At 62.5% G+C, this 19,785-nt stretch carries 18 protein-coding genes and 1 tRNA gene; 12 read left to right on the forward strand and 7 right to left on the reverse strand.

The annotated features are described in order from the left end of the window. Nucleotides 1–106: 106 nt before the first annotated feature. The 3 genes from ASD83_RS18880 to ASD83_RS18890 are packed head-to-tail and all read left to right on the forward strand — an operon-like array spanning nt 107 to nt 5,899. Nucleotides 107–910, forward strand: coding sequence for an ImuA family protein (locus ASD83_RS18880; RefSeq protein WP_056313863.1), 804 nt, complete (start codon nt 107–109; stop codon nt 908–910). Further along, the gene (locus ASD83_RS18885; RefSeq protein WP_082561349.1) at nt 798–2,441 is read left to right on the forward strand and encodes a Y-family DNA polymerase; all 1,644 of its coding nucleotides are present in this window, start codon (nt 798–800) and stop codon (nt 2,439–2,441) included. The genes ASD83_RS18880 and ASD83_RS18885 overlap by 113 nt, the downstream gene beginning before the upstream one ends. Further along, nucleotides 2,438–5,899, forward strand: coding sequence for an error-prone DNA polymerase (locus tag ASD83_RS18890; protein ID WP_056313867.1), 3,462 nt, complete (start codon nt 2,438–2,440; stop codon nt 5,897–5,899). Before ASD83_RS18885 ends, ASD83_RS18890 begins: the two co-directional genes overlap by 4 nt. Nucleotides 5,900–5,929: 30 nt before the next feature. Here the strand turns inward: ASD83_RS18890 and ASD83_RS18895 are convergent, their stop codons facing one another. Then, a complete protein-coding gene (locus ASD83_RS18895) occupies nt 5,930–6,217 on the reverse strand; it encodes a 4a-hydroxytetrahydrobiopterin dehydratase (RefSeq protein ID WP_056314068.1) in 288 nt (95 codons plus the stop codon). Between the two features lie 260 nt (nt 6,218–6,477). Here ASD83_RS18895 and ASD83_RS18900 point away from each other — a divergent pair, with 260 nt between their 5' ends. Both ASD83_RS18900 and ASD83_RS18905 read left to right on the forward strand, forming a co-directional pair. Next, nucleotides 6,478–8,784 (forward strand): putative bifunctional diguanylate cyclase/phosphodiesterase, encoded by a 2,307-nt coding sequence (locus tag ASD83_RS18900; RefSeq protein ID WP_056313869.1) that lies wholly within the window; start codon nt 6,478–6,480, stop codon nt 8,782–8,784. 124 nt (nt 8,785–8,908) lie between these two features. Then, nucleotides 8,909–9,688, forward strand: coding sequence for an N-acyl amino acid synthase FeeM domain-containing protein (locus ASD83_RS18905; RefSeq protein WP_056313871.1), 780 nt, complete (start codon nt 8,909–8,911; stop codon nt 9,686–9,688). Nucleotides 9,689–9,701: 13 nt separating this feature from the next. Here the strand turns inward: ASD83_RS18905 and ASD83_RS18910 are convergent. From ASD83_RS18910 to hemC, 5 genes are all read right to left on the reverse strand, one after another. Then, nucleotides 9,702–9,777 (reverse strand) — tRNA-Thr (locus ASD83_RS18910). A gap of 36 nt (nt 9,778–9,813) precedes the next feature. After that, nucleotides 9,814–11,199 carry a heme biosynthesis protein HemY gene (locus tag ASD83_RS18915; RefSeq protein ID WP_056313872.1) on the reverse strand — a complete coding sequence of 462 codons (1,386 nt, stop codon included), beginning with the start codon at nt 11,197–11,199 and terminating at the stop codon, nt 9,814–9,816. Next, nucleotides 11,196–12,449, reverse strand: a complete 1,254-nt coding sequence (locus ASD83_RS18920; protein WP_056313875.1) for a COG4223 family protein — start codon at nt 12,447–12,449, stop codon at nt 11,196–11,198. The genes ASD83_RS18915 and ASD83_RS18920 overlap by 4 nt, the downstream gene beginning before the upstream one ends. A gap of 24 nt (nt 12,450–12,473) precedes the next feature. Then, nucleotides 12,474–13,205: a uroporphyrinogen-III synthase gene (locus ASD83_RS18925; RefSeq protein ID WP_156386052.1), complete on the reverse strand. Its 732-nt coding sequence runs from the start codon at nt 13,203–13,205 to the stop codon at nt 12,474–12,476. A gap of 5 nt (nt 13,206–13,210) precedes the next feature. After that, nucleotides 13,211–14,149, reverse strand: coding sequence for a hydroxymethylbilane synthase (hemC, locus tag ASD83_RS18930; RefSeq protein WP_056313879.1), 939 nt, complete (start codon nt 14,147–14,149; stop codon nt 13,211–13,213). A 99-nt stretch (nt 14,150–14,248) separates the two neighbouring features. On the opposite strand from hemC, the gene tsaD reads away from it, so the two are divergent. From tsaD to ASD83_RS18950, 4 genes are read left to right on the forward strand one after another with little or no spacing between them, the layout of a single operon-like run. Next, nucleotides 14,249–15,307: a tRNA (adenosine(37)-N6)-threonylcarbamoyltransferase complex transferase subunit TsaD gene (gene tsaD / locus ASD83_RS18935; protein ID WP_056314069.1), complete on the forward strand. Its 1,059-nt coding sequence runs from the start codon at nt 14,249–14,251 to the stop codon at nt 15,305–15,307. Next, the gene (locus ASD83_RS18940; RefSeq protein ID WP_056313881.1) at nt 15,297–16,283 is read left to right on the forward strand and encodes an NAD(P)H-dependent glycerol-3-phosphate dehydrogenase; all 987 of its coding nucleotides are present in this window, start codon (nt 15,297–15,299) and stop codon (nt 16,281–16,283) included. The genes tsaD and ASD83_RS18940 overlap by 11 nt, the downstream gene beginning before the upstream one ends. A 2-nt stretch (nt 16,284–16,285) precedes the next feature. After that, a complete protein-coding gene (locus ASD83_RS18945; protein WP_056313884.1) occupies nt 16,286–16,579 on the forward strand; it encodes a YciI family protein in 294 nt (97 codons plus the stop codon). A gap of 5 nt (nt 16,580–16,584) precedes the next feature. Further along, entirely contained in the window at nt 16,585–17,019 is a 435-nt protein-coding gene (locus ASD83_RS18950) for an EVE domain-containing protein (protein WP_056313886.1), read from the forward strand. 130 nt (nt 17,020–17,149) lie between these two features. On the opposite strand, the gene ASD83_RS18955 is transcribed toward ASD83_RS18950, so the two are convergent. After that, a complete protein-coding gene (locus ASD83_RS18955) occupies nt 17,150–17,449 on the reverse strand; it encodes a hypothetical protein (protein WP_056313888.1) in 300 nt (99 codons plus the stop codon). Between the two features lie 119 nt (nt 17,450–17,568). Between ASD83_RS18955 and rimM the strand changes: the two genes are divergently transcribed. The 3 genes from rimM to rplS all read left to right on the forward strand — a co-directional run bounded on the left by rimM (nt 17,569) and on the right by rplS (nt 19,630). Then, nucleotides 17,569–18,105: a ribosome maturation factor RimM gene (gene rimM, locus ASD83_RS18960; RefSeq protein ID WP_056313890.1), complete on the forward strand. Its 537-nt coding sequence runs from the start codon at nt 17,569–17,571 to the stop codon at nt 18,103–18,105. After that, complete coding sequence (trmD, locus tag ASD83_RS18965) at nt 18,105–18,791, forward strand: tRNA (guanosine(37)-N1)-methyltransferase TrmD (RefSeq protein ID WP_200946536.1); 687 nt, start codon at nt 18,105–18,107, stop codon at nt 18,789–18,791. The genes rimM and trmD overlap by 1 nt, the downstream gene beginning before the upstream one ends. A 287-nt stretch (nt 18,792–19,078) precedes the next feature. Further along, nucleotides 19,079–19,630 carry a 50S ribosomal protein L19 gene (gene rplS, locus ASD83_RS18970; RefSeq protein WP_056313894.1) on the forward strand — a complete coding sequence of 184 codons (552 nt, stop codon included), beginning with the start codon at nt 19,079–19,081 and terminating at the stop codon, nt 19,628–19,630. The last annotated feature ends 155 nt before the right edge of the window (nt 19,631–19,785 follow it).

A 19,785-nucleotide genomic window follows, 5' to 3' on the forward strand; every position in this document is an offset into this window, starting at 1 on the left:
ATGCAGCCCGGCCACACCCTCTTTTGGGAGGACACGAAAAGAGACTCGACTCCCGGCGGATTCGGAGTCAACATGTTCTCGTTATGTTCTAATAGGCAGTTTCATCATGTCAGCCCCGGATCGCCAACAGCGCCTCGCCGCGCTGCGGGACACCATTGCCGATATCGAGCGCAAGCCGGCACTGGCGGAGGCGGCCAATCGCCCGCGGAGTGAACCCGGCGCCTTTCCCGCGCTGCCTTCGGGTCTGGTGCAGGAAGTCTATGCCAACGGAGCCCGCGACAGCGGCGCAAGCCTTGCCTTTGCCCTGACCCAGGCGAAAAGCCTGCTCACGACGCGGCGCTCGACGATCTATTACGTGCAACTTGCCCATGAGGGAAAACACCTTGGCCTGCCCTATGGACCGGGCCTGAGCTGGTTTGGAATCAATCCTGAAAAACTGGTGATCGTGCGGGTCGCCGACATGACCGAATTTTTATGGGCGACCGAAGAAGCAACGGCCTGCCGGGCGGTCGCGGCCATCATCGCCGAGGTGCGGGGCGCTTCGAAACTGCTCAATTTCACCGCCAGCCGGCGGCTGAGCCTGCGCGCCAGCGCCAATCGCGTTTCGCTCTTCATGCTGCGCTACGGGACCCGCCGGGAAAGCAGCGCCGGGCACCTGCGCTGGCAGATCATGCCGCAGCGAAGCGGCCGCCATGCCTTTGACGACCGCGCCCCGGGCAAGGCGCGCTGGCGCCTGAAACTCGAACGCGGCCGGATCGCCGGCAATCAAATGGACTGGATGTTGGAGGCGCGGAAAAATGGCTTTGCAATCTTCTCCCAGCCAGCTGGCCTTGGCCAATCCCAGGCACAAACGCCGGTTCTTGGCGCTCCACCTGCCCTATTGGCCCACCGACTATCTCAAGCGAGCTGAGCCGGCGCTAAAAAACCAGCCGCTGGCGCTTTATGAGCGCATCAAGGGCGGGTTGCGCCTGGCAGCGCTCGACCCCGAAGGCCTGCAGAATGGGTTGCGCCTGGGCCAGAACCTCGCCGATGCGCGCGCCATTTGGCCCCAGCTAACGGTACGGGAAATCGACCGGCCGAGACTGGAAGCCGCCTTTGGCGATTTTGCCGATTGGCACTCCAATGCCAGCCCCCTCGTCTCGGTGATGACCGATGTGAGCCGCTTTGGCGATCTCGTGCTCGACATTACCGGGGTTTCACACCTTTTCGAGGGCGAAGCGAGGATGTTGAGCAAGCTCATCATCCGCCTGCGTGCGCTGGGCTACAGGGTTTCAGGCGCCATTGCCCCGACCATCGGCGCCGCCTGGGCGATCAGCCATTTTGCCCGGAGTCAGGTGGTCGGGGACGATAATCTTGTAACCCTCCTCGATGCCCTGCCCGTCGCAGCACTGCGGCTCGAAGAAGCACAGCTTCTTACCCTCACCCAGATGGGCCTCAAAACCGTGGGGCAGTTAAGACAATACCCGCGAAAACCGCTGCAGGCCCGTTTCGGCGCCAGCCTGCTCATTCGGCTCGACCAGGCCTTTGGCGAGATCGAGGAGCGGATGACGCCGCGCCTGCCGCTGGTGGAGTATTTTGCCGAGCGGCGGTTTGCCGATCCCATCAGCCTCATGGATGACGTGCTGCGCACAGTGCATGACCTGGCGGTCAAATTGAAAGAGACCCTCGAAGCCCAAGGTCTTGGCGCACAGGCCTTTCACCTCTTTCTCTATCGGGTCGATCACAAGGTGATGACCCTTTCGCTCAATGCTGGACGGGTAACGCGCGACCCCGATCATATCGCCGACCTCTTCCATCACCGCTCCCAGCGCCTGGAGGCGGAATATGATCCTGGTTTCGGCATCGACATGGTGCGGCTGGCGGCCAGCAGCACCGATCGGCTCGATGCGGTGCAGACCGGCGCCTTTTCCATCGAAGAGGGGACTGAAGACATCGACCGCCTCAATGACCGGCTAACGAGCCGGCTCGGCCCGCTCGCCGTTTTGCGCACGGAACTGGTCGCGAGCCGCCTGCCGGAGCGGGCGGCGCGACTGGTCCCGGTCCAATCAGGCGCGGCAGTGCCTGCCATCGCAGCCCCGGTCCTGCAACGCCCGCTAAAACTGCTCCCCGCGCCCGAGGCCGTCGCCATCATGGCCGAAGTGCCCCATGGCCTGCCCGCCTCCATGGTCTGGCGCGGCGAAACCTATCGCCTGGTGCGTGGCCAGGGGCCGGAACGCTTGGGCGGGGAATGGTGGCGAAAAGGGGAGCGGCTGAAACTGGTCGAACCCGATCCTAAAAAACCGAAACCCTATGAACCCGCCCTGCCCCAGTTCAATCCCGACGCCGGCACACGGGATTACTATGTCGTCGAAGATCAGCACGGCAGCCGCTTTTGGGTGTTTCGGCAGGGGCTTTATGGGTCGAAAAATCCCACCTGGTACCTGCATGGGTTTTTCCCATGAACGCCCTCGCCGCCCCGCCCAAAACGGTTATTACGCCCGAGCAGCCGTTTTACAGCGAGCTCATCACCACCAGCAATTTTTCCTTCCTGCGCTCGGGTTCGCATCCGGAAGAAATGGTCGCAGGCGCCATGCATCTGGGCATGACCGCACTCGGGCTTTGCGACCGCAACACATTTGCCGGCGTGGTGCGCGGCTATGTGACGGCGCGGGACAATAAGGCACTCAGTCCCCACTTTCGCTATCTCGTCGGCGTGCGGCTGGCCTTTGCCGATGGCACACCCGATATCGTCGCCTATCCCAGTGACCGGGTGTCCTATGGACGGCTCTGCAAGCTTCTGACTATCGGCAATCATCGCGGTGAAAAGGGTAATCCAACGCTCTTTTTTGACGACCTTTTTGGCCCCCCCAATGCCACTTCAGAGGGGGAGCAAGGGCCCAGCGAAGATTTTTCCCAAGGCCAACTTTTCATCCTCCTTCCCGATGAGGGCGATTGGGCGCTTACCGAAAAGACGCTCGATTGCCTGAGCCGGCAGGCGCCGGGCCGCGTCTGGGTCGCCGGCACGCCGCGCTTTGATGGACAGGATCGCGCCCGGCTCAACCGGGTGGAGGCCACAGCCAAGCGGCACCAGGCTTTCATGATCGCCAGCAATGACGCTCAATATCACGAGCCCGACCGCAGCATGCTGCTTGATGTCGTCACCTGCATCCGCGAGCATGTTACCCTCGAAGAAGCCGGCTTTCGCCTCACCGCCAATGCCGAGCGCCACCTCAAAAGTCCGCGCGAAATGGCCGAGCTTTTTTCAGAGCATCCGGACGCAATCGCCCAAACGCAAAAATTCATCGCCCGGATCCACTTTGCACTCAGCCAGCTCGAATACAATTATCCCGAGGAAACCGTCGGCAATGGCGAGACCGCTCAGCAGACCCTGGAGCGACTAACTTGGGCTGGAGCCGAAAAGCGTTTTCCTAAAGGCCTTAGCAACGAACTCAAGAAGACGCTTTGGGGCGAGCTCTGCCTTATCGCCTACAAGGGCTATGCGGCTTACTTTCTGACTGTGCACGACATCGTTCAGTTCGCCCGTTACGAAAAAGGCATTCTTTGCCAGGGGCGGGGCTCTGCTGCCAATTCGACTGTCTGCTATTGCCTCGAAATCACCGAGGTTGACCCCCGAAAGGCCACGCTGGTCTTTGGCCGTTTCATCTCCACCGAGCGCGACGAGCCGCCCGATATCGACGTCGATTTCGAGCACGAGCGGCGCGAGGAGGTGATGCAATATGTCTATAAAAAATACGGTGGCCAGCGGACCGGCCTGACGGCCAATGTCATCTCCTACCGCTCGAAAAGTGCCATTCGCGAAACCGCAAAGGTGTTTGGCATTTCCGACGACACCATTGCCGCCTTCAACCAGCTCCATTGGGGCTGGGGTTCGTCGCTGGATCTAAAGAACGTGAGCAATATCGGGCTCAATCCCGATGATCCCACGCTGGCGCAAATGTTCGAGGTCGTAAAAGTGCTGCGCGGCTTTCCGCGGCATCTTTCCCAGCATGTCGGCGGCTTCGTCATCACCCGCGACAGCCTTGAAAGCCTGGTGCCGATCAGCAAATCGGCCATGGAGAGCCGCACCATCATCGAATGGAACAAGGACGATATCGACGCCCTCAAAATCCTGAAGGTCGATATTTTGGCACTGGGCATGCTGACCTGCCTGCAGCGCGCTTTTGGTCTGATGAAGGAGCATTACCAGCATGCGGTGACGCTGAACGAGTTGCAGAATGAAGGGTTCAGTGACGAGGAAAACGGAACAGAGATCGCCAAGCCGGTCTATGAGATGACCCACCGCGCAGACACGATCGGGGTTTTTCAGATCGAAAGCCGGGCGCAAATGTCCATGCTGCCGCGACTGAAACCGTCTCGTTTTTATGATCTCGTGATCGAAGTCGCCATCGTTCGGCCAGGCCCCATCCAAGGAGGCATGGTGCATCCCTATCTAAAACGGCGCGAAGGCATCGAGCCATGGACGGCCGATCCCAACGATCCACTGGATCAGGTTTTGAAAGAAACCCTCGGCATTCCGCTCTTTCAAGAGCAGGCTATGCAAATGGCCATTATCGGTGCTGGTTTTACGCCGGGCGAGGCCGATCAGCTTCGCCGCGCCATGGCCGCCTGGCGGCGCACCGGGAAAATCGAAGTTTTCAAGGAACGCTTCATCACCGGGATGATGAACAATAAGCGCAAGCAATATAGCAAAGAGTTCGCCGAGCGCTGCTTCTCCCAGATCGAAGGCTTTGCCGAATATGGGTTTCCGGAAAGCCATGCCGCGAGTTTTGCGCTCCTCGTTTATGCCTCGTGCTGGCTCAAATGCCATTATCCCGATGTGTTCGCCTGTGCGCTCCTCAATTCCCAACCCATGGGCTTTTATGCGCCGAGCCAATTGGTGCGGGACGCCAGCGAGCACGGCGTCGAAATCCGGCCGCCCGACATCAATGTTTCCAACCATGATTCCAGCCTCGAGCAGGATAGCTGGGAGGTCGGCAAGCATGTGTGGCCACGCCATGCGGTCATGACAAAGGACATATGGACCAAAAAAGCTCTGCGGCTGGGGCTGCGGCAGATCGAGGGTCTGGCAAAAAAGGACATCGAGCGGATCGTCGAAGCGCGCGCTGAGGGACGTTTTACCTCCATTCGCGATCTCTGGCTGCGCACCGGCGTACCGATTGCCAGCCTCGAAAAACTCGCTCGCGCCGATGCTTTTTCCAGTTTCGCGCTGAACCGCCGCGAGGCGCTCTGGGCTGTAAAGGGATTGATCGGCACGCATGGCGCCGAAACCCTGCCGCTATTCGCTATCGAGCCGCCGAGGGAAACGCCCGTTGAAGAACCCGCCGGCCTTCCCCTCATGGCGCCGGGCGAGGAGGTTATCCACGACTACGCGACCCTGTCCCTGTCCTTAAAGGGTCACCCAGTGCAATTCCTGCGGCCCATGCTGATGGAGCGTGGCACGACGCGGGCTCAAAATCTCGAAACCGTGACGCCGGGCCACCGCATCGAGGTCGCGGGGCTCGTCCTCGTGCGGCAGCGGCCGGGCACGGCGAGCGGGGTTATCTTCGTGACGCTCGAGGACGAAACCGGGGTCGCCAATATCGTCGTCTGGCCAAAGCTGTTTGAAAACGACGCCATGCGAAAGACGCTGCTTTCGAGCCGCATGCTGGCCGTGCGGGGGCAATTGCAGCGCGAGGGCATTGTCACCCACATCATCGCCGAGGACATGACCGACCTGACCCCGCACCTGCTCGACCTCTCCCATGGCAAGGATTTTGGCGACAGGATCGTGGCCCGGGCCGACGAGGGAAAGTCCGGCCCGCCGGGCAGCCAGAGCCGCGACCGCAATGCCGTTCGCGAAGTGGAAATGGCCCGCCGCCGGGCCTATGGCGCCATGCCGAAAGGCCGGAATTTCCACTGATATGTCCCGGTTTCTGGCAAAGAGAGGCGATCAGAGAAGGGCGCTGATCTTTTCGGCCAGATCGATATCCTTCTGCGTCAACCCACCCGCGTCATGGGTCGAAAGCACGATTTCGACCTTGTTGTAGCTATTGGACCAGTCAGGATGATGGTCCGCCTTGTCGGCGAGCAGGGCCACGCGGCTCATGAATCCAAATGCCTCGGAAAAATCCTTGAACTTGAAGGATCCCCGCAGCTGTTTCTCGCCGTCCTCGATCGTCCAGCCGGTCAGTTTGCTGCGCGCTGCAGCGATTTCCGCGGGCTTGAGCCTGTCTGCCATTTCGGCCTCCTCAACTTGATGGAACCACATTAAGCAAGGGTTCACCTTGGCAACGGGAAAGCGGCGACGAAGTTCATCTTACCCTCAACATTCAAGACCGTCTTAACCGGACCTGCGTTGAATTCGAGCATCAACCAGAAACGGCCACGCCAAGAATGGGCGGCCACATGCCACGAGCGTGGCGAATAGACCCAAACTGCCACTGACTGAAGTCGGGGCGGCGGATCACCCCCACGGATCCGTATTCCAGCAGGACCGGCATGTTTCAAGCCGCCCATAAATTACTGCCGCCCATCGACTACGTGTCGATGATCCGCTCGCTTTACGCAGACCGGTTGTCGATGTTGCTGGGCGCCTATGGTTCGGCGCTGGCCGCTTCCGTGGCAGCGCTCGAAGCGCGCGCGCCGGTGCTTGGCTGCATCGCCGTCATGTTCATCGTCGTCGGCTTTTTGCGCCATCTCGATATGAGGGCTTTCAGCGATGTGGTGCTCGGCGACGAGGATGTCGAAGCCGCGCTCTATTGGGAGGGACGGGCGACCCTGGGCGCCGCCGCCATCGCGCTACTTTATGGGGTCTGGTGCCTGATCAGCTTTTGGGTCGTCGACGATGCCTTTGCCGAACTGACCGCCGCCAGCGTTTCGGTTTCCGTATTGGTCGGCGTCTCGCAGCGCAATTTCGCCATCGACAAGCTGATGACCATTCAGGTCCTGCTCATCGCCGTGCCCCTGTGCCTGGGGCTGCTGCTGGTGGGCAATATCTACTATGCCCTTCTTACCCTGCTGCTCTTGCCCTTCTTCCTGTCGCTGCGCAAGATCGCGGGCAATGCGCGAAACGTGCTGCTGCGCGCCGTGCATGGCCGCACCAAGGCCTCGGCCCTTGCCGGTCAGCTCGATGCTGCCCTCGACACCATGGCGCATGGTCTCCTCATGCTCGACCGCAACCACCTGATCGAGGTGGCCAACGACACCGCGCTTTTGGCTTTTGGCATCGACAATCCGGCCGACTGGATCGGACGGCCGCTCTATGAACTCTTCGAACATGCCCTTGCCACCGGCGCCGTGCCGCAGGCCGCCGCCCGGCGCATCGAGGTGCTGATCGACACCCGATCGAGCGGCAAGGTGCTGATCGCCAATGCCGAGGGGCGCTATTTCGAAGCCTCGATTTCCTCGCGCGAAGCCAAATCCGTGCTGCTGTTCGAAGACGTTTCCGAGCGCATCGCCACCGAGGAGCGCATCAGCTATATGGCGCGCTATGACGCGCTGACGGGCCTGCCCAACCGCGCCTATTTCGCCGAACTGGTCGAAAAGGCGCTCGACGCGAGGCTCGATACGTTCGAAGCGGACCATGCGGCGCTGCTGATCCTCGATATCGACGATTTCAAGCATATCAACGACACGCTCGGTCATCTCGCCGGCGATCAATTGCTGCACGAACTTGGGCGCCGTCTGCCCCACGCCCTGCCTGAAAAGGCCATTGTCGGGCACCTAGGCGGGGATGAGTTCATCGCCTTCTACGTCTCGTCCGGCGGGCCCGACGGTATCGAAGCGGACGCCGAGCGCCTGCTCACGAGCCTCCACCAGACCTATCAATTGCCCAGTCGCTGCCTCGACATCGATGTCAGCATCGGCCTCGTTTCGTCCTCGGAACGCCATAACGATTTCGAGCAATTGATGATCAAGGCCGATCTGGCGCTCAACGGAGCCAAAGCGGACGGCAAGAACCGCATCATGACGTTCCATGCCCGCATGGATACCGAATATCAGCTCCGCCAGCAGCTCAAGCTCGACCTCAAGACCGCCATTGCCGAAGGCAAATTGCACCTGGCCTATCAGCCCGTCGTCGACCCGCGCGAAAATCGCATTGTCGGTTGCGAGGCCCTGGCGCGCTGGGATCACGAGACCTATGGCCCGATCCCGCCGGCAACCTTCATCCCCATCGCCGAAGAAACCGGCATGATCACCGACCTGACGCGTTTCGTGCTCGCCAAGGCGACACGCGATTGCCACACCTGGCCAGGAAATACCCACGTCGCGGTCAATATTTCGGCGCGCGATTTCGGCTCCGCCGATGTCGAGGACATGGTCAGCCGCGCGCTTCTCGAAAGCGGCCTCCCCGCTGGACGGCTTGAGATCGAAGTGACCGAAACCACGGTCATCGAGGAACGCGATGCCGCCGCCGCCGCGCTCCTCAAGCTCGTCAAGCAAGGGGTCGGCGTGGCGCTCGACGATTTCGGTACCGGCTATTCATCGCTGAGCTATCTCAGCGCCCTGCCCTTCACCAAACTCAAGATCGATCGCTCCTTTCTCACCGGCATCGAAACGGACGAACACGCGCTCAAGCTGCTCGCCAATGTCGTGCAGATCGGCAAGGATCTCGGCCTTCTCACCACGATCGAGGGCGTCGAAACCGAGGTTCAGCTCAATTTCGTCATCAACCATACGCGGGCCGATCTCATCCAGGGTTACCTGTTCGGCGCCCCGGTGAGCTTTGAGGCAATCTCGCGCCTGCTTGAACAGCAGCATTCCCAGCAAAACCCGGTATCGCTGCGCCTTGTTTCATCGACCTGAGGCCGGTCTCGCGCTTTAGTGGGGCAAAGCCGGCAAATTAACCACGTCGGCAATGTCAACTTTTATCAAGGTTAATAGATCGTTAACGTCCCACCGAGGCAATTGAAAGCGGGCGGCAATCAGCATGGCGATCGACAAGGACAGCGCGGCCGCGGTCCGCGCCGGAGAACCCTCGCGCTTTTCGGGAGCCCTTATCGATGTGCTCGACGACGTGAGCTATGCGCGGGTCGATGCCAGCGTCATCGATGACCCGATCTACAAATTGCGCTACCGCGCCTATGTGCGTGAGGGGTTCATGGATCACAATGCGGAGGAAATCTGCATTGACGATCTCGATGAAACGCCCAATGCCATGAGTTTCGGCATCTATATCAAGGGCGAACTGGTCAGTTCCATTCGCCTCCATCACCTGACAGCGGACCATCGCCGCTCGCCCAGTATGAAAGTGTGTCCGGACATCCTGACGCCGATGGTGGATGCGGGAAGGACCTTCATCGACCCGAGCCGTTTTACCGCGGATCGCGAGGCATCGCTGGCCTATCCCGCCCTGCCTTTCCTGACGCTGCGCGTTGCCGCCATGGCCTCGGTACACTTCAACGCCGACCTGTGCCTCGCTCTCGTGCGTCCCGAACATGGGCCCTTCTACAAGCGCGTCTTCGGCTCGGAAATCATGAGCGAAGCAAGAAGCTATCCGGGCCTCCATTTCCCGGTCGCCCTTTTCGGCGCGCCGGTTGAAAACATCCGCACCCGCGTCGCCCAGCGCTTTCCGTTCTTTTTGTCGACCAGCCACGAGCGCGAACAGCTCTTCACCCAGACGATCAAGCAGGGCACGCATCTGCGCATCCGCGCCTCGGCCCGCCACGCCTACGAAAGCGCGCGCGCCGAAATGGCGGAACCGTTCTGAGTGGAAAAGGAAATGGTGCCGCTTAGGTGACTCGAACACCTGACCCCATCATTACGAATGATGTGCTCTACCAACTGAGCTAAAGCGGCGCCGGGCGGGCCATGGCCCGAACGGATGGCGGTCTTTTACTGGTGGTTTTCCGCCGGCGCAAGAGGCAAGACCGGGGCAGGCTTGGGGAAATTCTCCGCGCCTTCACCCGAGGCCACCGACAGCGGCAGAGGCCGCGCATTGCTGGTCACAGGCACTTTCCACTCAAAAGCATCGAGCTTGCCGGTGACTGGAGAGATCGGCTCCCACTCGGCGCTCACCAGCCCATCGGCCGTCCAGGCCGGATCGCGCGTTGCCCGGAGGCCGCGGGCCAGCCATTCGCGCGCCTTGCCCTGATCGCCGCTTTCCCCTGCTTCGATTTCGGCCATGAGGCTGGCAACGCCCTCGGTGAGATCCGGCCCGGCATAGGGCAGCAGCACGTCGCGGGCGAGCGGCCAATCATAGGCATCCACCGCGGCACGGGCGAGCGCCATGGCAGCCGCGCGGTGTTCGGGCGGCGTATCGACAATCTCGCGCATGCGCTTCAACCGTTCGACCGCCGAGGCGCCGGGCTGGGCGTGACCATAGAGCGCGGCGATATCGGGATGACCGGTCGCGCGCCAGATGCGCCGGAGGAGGCTCATCGCCTTGCGGCTCTCGCCTTGATTGATATGGACGCGCGCCGCGATCAGTGCCGCCGGCACGAAATCGGGCAGCAGCTTGAGCGCCGTCAGCGCATGTTCTAGCGCCGCCAGCGGCTGGCTGGTTTCCGCGTCGCGCGCCCGGGCGGTCTCGATGACCGCCTGACGGCGACGCTTTTTGGCCCGGCCTTCGCGGCCCGGCGGCACTTCGGCATTGACCATGGCCACGGCCTCGGCCCAATGGCCACGCTGCACCAGATCGTCAAAAACGGCTTCCGCCGCCCAGCCACTATCGGGCGCCAGACTCAGTGCCTTGCGCGCAAACGTCAGCGCCGCTTCCGGCCGTTGCTGGGTTCGCGCCTGGTCATAAAGCCCGGTCAGGGCGGCCAAGGCGGTCTTGTCGCTGGCGATCAACGCCCGATAGTGCTCGCGCGCTGCCGGCATGTCGCCCACAGCCAGATCGGCCCGCGCCTCCAGCAATTTTGCCGCGCTGTTTTCAGGAAGGCGCGCCTGCGCTTCACGCGCAAGAAGTCGCGCCCGCGCCGGGTCGCCCGATTGGAGGGCAATAACGGCATCGGAGAGGGCTTCGACCCCCTGCTCGCGGCGGCGCAGGGCACGACGCCGTGCCATGGCCCGCGGCGCCCCAAAAATGCGGCGCGCAACGGCCCAGACGAGAATGATAAGCGCTGCCGCAAGCAGCAACAGCACCACGGCCGTGCCCAGGCGCGGCTGCATGCGATAGCCGGCCAGTTCCAGCGTCAGCGTGCCCGGCAGGGCCATGAGCCAGGCAGCCAGCGCTGCGACGACAAGAGAACCGATGATCCAGAGAGCAAGGCGGATCATGCGCCATTCCCCCCCGCCAGCGCCGCCTGACGAAGCGAGGCGAGGAAGGACTGAGCCGCCGCCTGCTGACTTATTTCTTCGGCCACCGCACCCGTGGCCGTCCGCATGGACGGCGGCAGGGCATCGAGTTCGGTCTTGGCCGCGATGAAATCGCCGCGCCCGATGGCGCCTTCGAGCCGGGCGACCACGGCCTCCGGCCCATCGCCTTCCACCGCCTCGGTCGGGCGCAGGGCAATGATGCCGCGGAACCAGTCGGACGTTGCTTCCTGCCAGCCCGCATTGGCGCCAACCGGCCGGCCGGCCAAAATATCGGGCAGGACAGCGTTGAAATCGCGCGCGATGAGATCGGGCCGCTTGAGCCCCGTCATGGCACTAGCGAGCACGGGCTCGGGGACGCTGAGATTGGGCAGCGCCTGCCGCAGCGCCGCCACTTCCGCGTCATAAGCGGCGCCGGTGGCAAAAGCCGTTTCAAATCCGGAAACGATGAGCGGCAGGCGCACCTGCCCCGCTTCGATCGCGGTGCCTTCAGAAAAATCCGTTTCGAGCGTCGCGACCTTGGCCGAAACACCGGCAAGGTCGGTCTGCGTCTGGGACGAAGCCTGGCGCAAGGCCGCCAGTTCGGCTTCGAGGGCCGCAATGGCAGCGGCATTTTTGCTGGCGGTTTCGCTCACGGCCTGCGGGGCCGCCGTCAATTCATCGACCCGGGCGCTCAAAGCCGCGAGGTCGCCTGAGATCTGGCTGGACGATGCCGCATCCTCGGCCGGAGCGGGGACGCCCGGATTGGTTTCAAGGCCAGCAACCCGCGCCGTCAGCCGCGCCAATTCACCCTGCAGGGTGGAGGTGACGGTTTCAAGCTCCGGCACGGCCGTTGCAAAGGTGGCGATACGCGGATCGGCCGGCTGCGCCACCGGAGCGACCGCGGGCCAGTAGCCAAGCAGTGCCAGCCCATAAGCAGCACCGAGACCTACGACCCCGCCAACAAGACCGGCGAGCCACGCGGCACCAGCCCCCGATTCAGCGGAAGAAACCGGCGGCGCGATCGGTTTTGATTCGGGCTTCGTCGTCGCCGCACTTGCCGAAGTGGTCTTGGCCGGGTCGGGCTTGGCCTCTGGTTGAGGTTTAGCCGCCGCGGGCTTAATCGATTCGGCCGGGCGCGCCGTGCCTTCGAGCACGGGTGGCTTTACCGCGCCGGACTTGCCGGCGGGGCTGGTTGGGGTTGCGGCGCTTGTCTTGTCCTTGGGATCAGCCATGTGCGCTCCTTCTGCCTTGCCCGATCATGACCCAGATTGCTCGCGGGCAAAAGCCAGCGTCAGGGACATCATCGCTTCTTCATCCGGCCGGTCGGCCAGATGCACGCGGGTAAAATGCTTTTCAACGAGCGGCTGCGCGACATTTTCCGACAGGCAGAACACCGCCAGATCGCGCTTTTTTGCCGCGCTGAGTCTTTCGCCCACCAGCGTGCAAAAAATCTCGGCCGTTCGCCTCGAATAGACCAGCACCGCATCAAGACCGCCAGTTTCGAGCGCGGTGAGCGTGCGGTCCGGAAAATGCGATTCGGCGACCATGTCATAGACCGTCGCCGTCACCACCATGATCCCATGGGGGGCCAGTGCCTGGGCCAGGTCGCCGCTAAGATGCCGCCCGGCCGGATAAAGCACCGGCCCTTCGAGACGCGCCAGCGCCAGCATCGTCGTCAGCCGCTCGAACGTACCGCCGGCGCTGAACACTTCGGCAAAACCAAGTTCGCGCGCCTCGTGCGCCGTCCGATCGCCAACCGCATAGACCGGCAGATGCATGAGATCGGCGAGCATACCCTTGTCTTCTAGCGCTCGCAGGGCATTGGCGCTGGTCACGGCCAGGGCCGCAAAGCCGGACACAGCCGGCAGATGAAAATCGAGCGCGGCCCGCCTCAGCAATGGGGCCGCCACCGCGTCAATGCCGAGCGCTGCCAGCCGATCGATACTGGCCTGGGCATCCGGCTCCGGACGAGTAACGAGCACGCGCATGATTTTTATGCCATCCACTGCTTGAGCCAGTCGGGCCCGGCCTGATCGAGCAGAGCTCTCCCGACCTTTTCGCCCAAAACCTGCGGATCCCCGCCGCTCGCCTCGGCGCGGAACGTGGTCTGCCCATCAAGGCTGAGGATTTCGCCCTTGAGGCTCAGCGCGCCGCCCTGCCCCGCGGTAAAAGCCCCCACCGGCGTGCGGCAGGACCCATCGAGCACGGCCAGCATCGCCCGCTCGGCTGCGATCCGCGCATGGGTCTGCGCGTGATCAAGCGGCGCCGCAATATCGAGAAACCGCCCGTCGCCGCTGCGCACGGCAAGTCCGATTGCCCCCTGGGCCGGTGCCGGCATGAAATTGTCCGGGTCCAAAATAGAGGTCGCCCGATGGGACTCGCCCAGCCGGTTTAGTCCCGCCACGGCCAAGAGGGTCGCGTCCGCCACCCCATCGGCCAGCTTTTGCAGCCGCGTATGCACATTGCCGCGAAACGGCACGATGCTGAGATCGGGCCGCAGGCGCAGGGCCTGAGCCGCGCGGCGAATAGACGAGGTGCCGAATTTTGCCCCCTGCGGAAGTTGGTCTATCCCCGCGGCGTTGAGGGACAAAAAAGCATCGCGCACATCTTCGCGTTCGAGAAAGGCGGCAAGCGCCATCCCATCGGGCAGGCCCGTCGCCACATCCTTGCTCGAATGCACCCCGATATCGACCCGGCCGGAAAGCAACGCCTCGTCGATCTCCTTGGTGAAAACCCCTTTGCCGCCAATGGTCGACAGCGACACGTTTGCATCCTGGCTGCGATCGCCGCCGGTCGAAAACACTTCGATGTGAATGTCCTCTTCAGCCACGCCATGTGCCGTGGAAAGCAGGCTGCGCACCAGTTTCGCCTGGGCCAGCGCCAGCGGGCTACCGCGCGTTCCGATCCGGGCGAAGGGGGCTGGCGATTGCATTATGGCTCTGTCCTAGTGTAGCGAAAACCGTCAAGGGCGCCTCGCGCCGCTTCACCCTTGGGAGTAGACCAGTTCGTCGTGACCGGGCAAGCGCAAGCCATCATTCTGGGTATCGAGACAAGCTGCGATGAAACCGCGGCCTCCGTGGTGGTGCGGGATCAATCCGGCCATGGGACCATTCGTTCCAATGTCGTGCGCAGCCAGCTCGACGAGCATGCCGCCTTTGGCGGCGTGGTGCCCGAACTCGCCGCCCGCGCTCATGTCGAATGGCTCGATCACATCATTGCGCAGGCCATGGACGAAGCCGGCATCGCCCTGAGTGATATCGACGCGGTTGCCGCAACGGCCGGGCCCGGACTGATCGGCGGCGTGCTTGTGGGCCTCACCACCGCCAAGGCTCTTGCCGCCTCGCTCGATAAACCCCTGATTGCCATAAACCACCTCGAAGGCCATGCGCTGACGGCGCGGCTGACCAATGGCGTAAAATTTCCCTATCTGATGCTGCTGGTTTCCGGCGGTCATAGCCAGTTCGTTCTGGTGCGCGGCGTTGGCGACTATGAACGCTGGGGCGGCACCATCGACGATGCCCTTGGCGAAGCCTTTGATAAGGTAGCAAAACTTCTTTCGCTGGGTCATCCCGGCGGCCCCGCCGTTGAGCGCATCGCGCAACAGGGCGACCCCAAGCGTTTCAAGTTCCCAAAACCTCTCCTCCGCGAAGAGCGTCTCGACTTTTCCTTCTCCGGCCTGAAGACCGCCGTGCGTCTTCAAGCCGAGGCGCTGGCGCCACTGAGCGATCAGGACGTCGCCGATATCGCCGCCAGTTTTCAGGACACCGTGGCCTTCATCGTCGGTTTTCGCGCCCGCCAGGCCCTCGAAAAATTCGCGACCCAGTTTTCCGGCGAACCGATTCGCCTCGTCGTCGCCGGCGGCGTCGCCGCCAATCGCCGCATTGCCGAAGCGCTGCAGGCGCCCTGCACCGAACTTGGCGCCGATCTCATCGTCCCGCCCATTGCGCTTTGCACCGACAATGGCGCCATGATCGCCTGGGCCGGTGCCGAACGCTTTGCCCTTGAGGACACCGATAGCCTTGCCATTGCCGCCCGCCCGCGCTGGCCGCTGCAGGACGAAGACATGAAGGTGAAAAGCCATGGCGCTTGAAACGGTCGCGGTTTTGGGCGGCGGCGCCTGGGGCACGGCTCTGGCGCAAGCCGCCGCCATGGCCGGACGCAGTGTTACGCTGGTGCTCCGCAACCAGGCCCAGGCCGACGCGCTCAACGCCACGCATATCAATGAGGCCGCTCTGCCCGGCCAGACGCTGCTCCCGTCCATCACCGCCAGCATCGAATCCATATCAGCCGATATTTTTATCCTCGCCGTGCCCGCGCAAGCAACGCGAACACTGCTTACATCGCTTGATCCCAACCTCTTGGCCGGCAAACCCGTCGTGCTCTCCGCCAAAGGCCTCGAAACCGGTACCCTCGCCCGCCAGAGCGAAATTTTGGCCGATATGGCACCTGATGCCATCGGCTACGTCCTCTCCGGCCCGAGCTTTGCCGGCGATGTCGCTGCCGGCCGGCCCACCGCCGTCACCCTTGCAGGCGACGATGCCAGTGCCACCTCCGATCTTGCCACCGCGCTCGCCGGCCCCAGTTTTCGCCCCTATGCGGCCGATGACCGTATTGGCGTCGAAATCGCCGGGGCGCTCAAAAATGTCTATGCCCTCGCCTGTGGCGCCGTCGAAGGCGCCAGCCTTGGCGCCTCAGCCCGCTCGGCCCTGATCGCGCGCGGCTATGCCGAAATGGCGCGCATGGTCCATGCCCTTGGCGGCTCGGCTCATACCCTGACCGGCCTTGCCGGCCTCGGCGATCTCACATTGACCTGCACCTCGGTGCAGTCGCGAAACTACCAGTTCGGCATGGCGCTCGGCGCCGGTCGCAAGACATCAGATATTCTGGCCGGTGGCGCCAAACTGGCCGAAGGCGTTGCGACCGCTCCGGTGGCCGCCGCCCTCGCCGGCAGTCTCGATGTCGACGCCCCGCTCATCCATGCCGTCGACGCCTTCGTTGCCGGCCGCGCCGATATCGCCACCATCGTTGCGGGTCTGATGTCCCGTCCGCTCAAGAGAGAACACTGAAAATGCTCTATGCCATGATCGCCAAGGACGCACCCGGCGCCCTCCAGACCCGCCTCGATACCCGGCCCGTGCATCTCGAACACCTCAATTCCCTCGGCAAGAAGCTGGTTTTCGCTGGCGCCCTGCTCGATGCCGACGAAAAGCCTGAAGGTTCTATCGTCGTCTTCGAGGCAGAAAATCTCGTCGAAGCCGAAGCCCTGGCCGCTGCCGATCCCTTCGTGCCGGCCGGGGTTTTCGCCAGCTATGAAGTAAAACGCTGGCGCGTGGCCATCAACAACACATCGGCGGAGTTCTAAAACCCATGGCCTACTGGCTGATGAAATCCGAGCCCGATGTTTTTTCCTTCGATGATCTCGTTGCCAAGACCGGCCGCGGCGAAGTCGAAGAGTGGCATGGCGTGCGCAATTACGCAGCGCGCAACAACATGAAGGCGATGGCCATCGGCGACGAGGCCTTCTTCTACCACTCCAATATCGGCAAGGAGATCGTCGGCATCATGAAGGTGGTGGCATCAGCCCATCCCGATTCGACCGGCGAGCTCAACGCCAAGGGCGAAGTGGTCTGGGAATGCGTCGATGTGCAGTCGGTAAAGCCGTTTCCCCGCCCCGTCACACTTGCCGAAATCAAGGCGACCGAGGCCCTGGCCGAAGTCGAGCTCGTAAAATATTCGCGGCTATCGGTGTCGAAAGTCAGCGAAGCCGAATGGAAATTGCTGTGTCAGATGGGTGGGCTTTAGCGCAACGATTCACGTGAAACGCTGATATCAAACCACGATGTCATCCCCGCGAAAGCGGGGATCGCTGTTTCCGGCAACGGCGAAAGGATTCCCGCTTTCGCGGGAATAACGCCGTGGATAGGTGGGCCACCTAATCCCGCGGCACGAAAGTGAACTCCGCCTCGTTTCCGCCCGAGGGATCATCGGTCACCTCGATCGCGAGCCCACCCTTTTCGAGCGCCACGAACCATTCTTCCCAGCTTACCAGCTGAAAGCCGTCGATCCGGTCCGGCCCCTCATTGCCTTCGGCATTGAGCGCATCCTGCCCAAAGGTGATCTGCAGTACCGTCCGGATACCGGTGCCATCAGGCACGTCCATCAGCACGGGATTGCCGGCGCGGGCCTCCACCCATTCGCGAATGGCCTGGCGGTCGGTAAGGATTTTGGACATGACGCTTCTCCATGGAACACTTGGCAGAAGAAAGCCCCAATGAGGCGCAAGGTTCCGCCGTTTGCGTGAGCGTGCAACCCTGCTAAGGGTGCGCTATCCGAAGGACTAGGGGACTAGCAATGGCCGCGCCAGAGAACCGTATTCTGATGGGCAAGATCGGCGCCGCCCATGGCATCAAGGGCGAAGTCCGCATCACCGCCTTTACCGGCGATCCCGAAGCCATCGCGAGCTATGGCCCGCTCGATACCGACCGTGCCGGCCTCACCATCACCATCGAAACGGCGCGCCTCAGCAAGAACGTGCTCGTCGCGCGGCTAAAAGGCATTCGCGACCGCAACGCGGCTGAGCTTCTCAACGGCGTTTCGCTCTTTGTCGATCGCGCCCGCCTGCCCGATCCGGACGACGAGGATGATTTCTATCACGCCGACCTCATCGGCCTCGACGCGCGGCTCGATACCGGGGTCAGCATTGGCGAAGTGTCGGCCCTCCTCAACTTTGGCGCGGGCGACCTTCTCGAAGTGCGCGATCCGCGCTCGGGCGACACCTTTCTTTATCCCTTCACCAAAACGGTTGTGCCGACCGTGCGCATTGCCGATGGTTTTCTGGTGATCGCCCCACCGGTCGATGCCGATCCGGGCGAGGAAGAGCCGGACTGATGTTTTCTGCCGATATCATCACCCTTTTCCCCGATCTCTTCCCCGGGCCGCTTGGCGCCTCCGTCCTCGGCCGCGGCATGGCCGATGGTCTCTGGACCCTCCGCGCCACCCATCTGCGCGATTTTGCGACCGACAAGCACCGCACCGTCGATGACACCCCCTCGGGTGGCGGCGCCGGCATGGTGCTGAAGCCCGATATTTTGGCGAGGGCTATCGACACCATTGCGCCCGAAAACGACCCGCGCCCGCGCATCCTCATGTCCCCGCGCGGAAAACCGCTCACCCAGGCCCGCGCCCACGAACTTGCCACCGGCCCCGGCGCCATCATCGTTTGCGGCCGTTTCGAAGGCGTCGATCAGCGCGTCATCGACTCGCGAAACCTCGAAGAAATCTCCATAGGTGACTATGTACTCGCCGGTGGCGAAGTCGCCGCCATGGTGCTGCTCGAAGCGGTCGTGCGTCTGATCCCCGGCGTTCTCGGTGCCCTAGACAGCCGCGACGAGGAGAGTTTCGAAAACGGTCTCCTCGAATATCCGCACTATACCCGGCCCCAGACTTTTGAGGGCATGGATATTCCCGCGGTGCTCACCTCCGGCGACCACGCCAAAATCGCGAAATGGCGACAGGCGCAGTCCCTGGCCCTGACCAGGGCCCGCCGGCCGGATTTGTTGAAAGACAGAAAATAGAAGACCTCATGGTGAGGTGCGAAGCGGAGCGAAGCCTCGAAGCACGAGGTCGGGCACGCTGAAGCTGGCATGCCACGCCCTCGCCCTTCGAGGCCGCTCCGCGGCGCCTCAGGATGAGGGCTACTTTGGCCAAAACACTGGACTCTCCGCCCGTTTTCTCCTATGAGCCGCCCATTCGTGCGCTTCGGGATCGGACCCGGCCGCGCGACAAGACCAAAAAGACTACCTCCGTCACAACAAAGACCGGGTGACCTAGTCACCCCTAGAAAAGATCAGAACGGATCAAAATGAGCAGCATTATCGAACAGCTCAATGCCGAGCAGGTTGCCCTGCAGGCTGCCAAGCGCCAGCTTCCTGATTTCACCCATGGCGATACCGTCAAGGTGTGGGTCAAGATTCGCGAAGGCGACAAGGAACGTCTCCAGGCCTATGAAGGCGTCGTGATCGCCCGCTCCGGCGGCGGCATCACCGAGAGCTTCACCGTGCGCAAGATTTCGTACGGCGAAGGCGTGGAACGCGTTTTCCCGCTTTACTCGCCCAACATCGCTTCGGTCGAAGTGATCAAGCGCGGTAAGGTCCGTCGCGCCAAGCTTTACTACCTGCGCGATCGTCGCGGTAAGTCGGCTCGTATTTTCGAATCGACCAACGCCCGTACCCGCAAGATCGAAGCCGGCGAACGCGAAGCTGCTATTGCCGCACGCGAAGCCCGCGAAGCCGAAAAGATCGCTGCTGCCGAAGCCTTTGCCGCCGAACAGGCAGCCAAGGACGCGGAAGCCGCAGCCGCTGCTGCAGCCGCCGCACAGGCAGCATCAGCTGAAGGCGAAGCCAAGAGCGAATAAGCTCTTAGCGCAGCTTGAACGATTAGAGCCCGGCCGCAAGGCCGGGTTTTTTCATTCCCGTGGAATGATCGAGCGTTTGGCACTATCTCATCACCACCACTGTTCCTTCACCTCCCCCTTGATGGGGGAGGTTGGGAGGGGGTGGGGCCGCACGC

The organism is Devosia sp. Root685, from assembly GCF_001427875.1.
Lineage (GTDB): Bacteria > Pseudomonadota > Alphaproteobacteria > Rhizobiales > Devosiaceae > Devosia.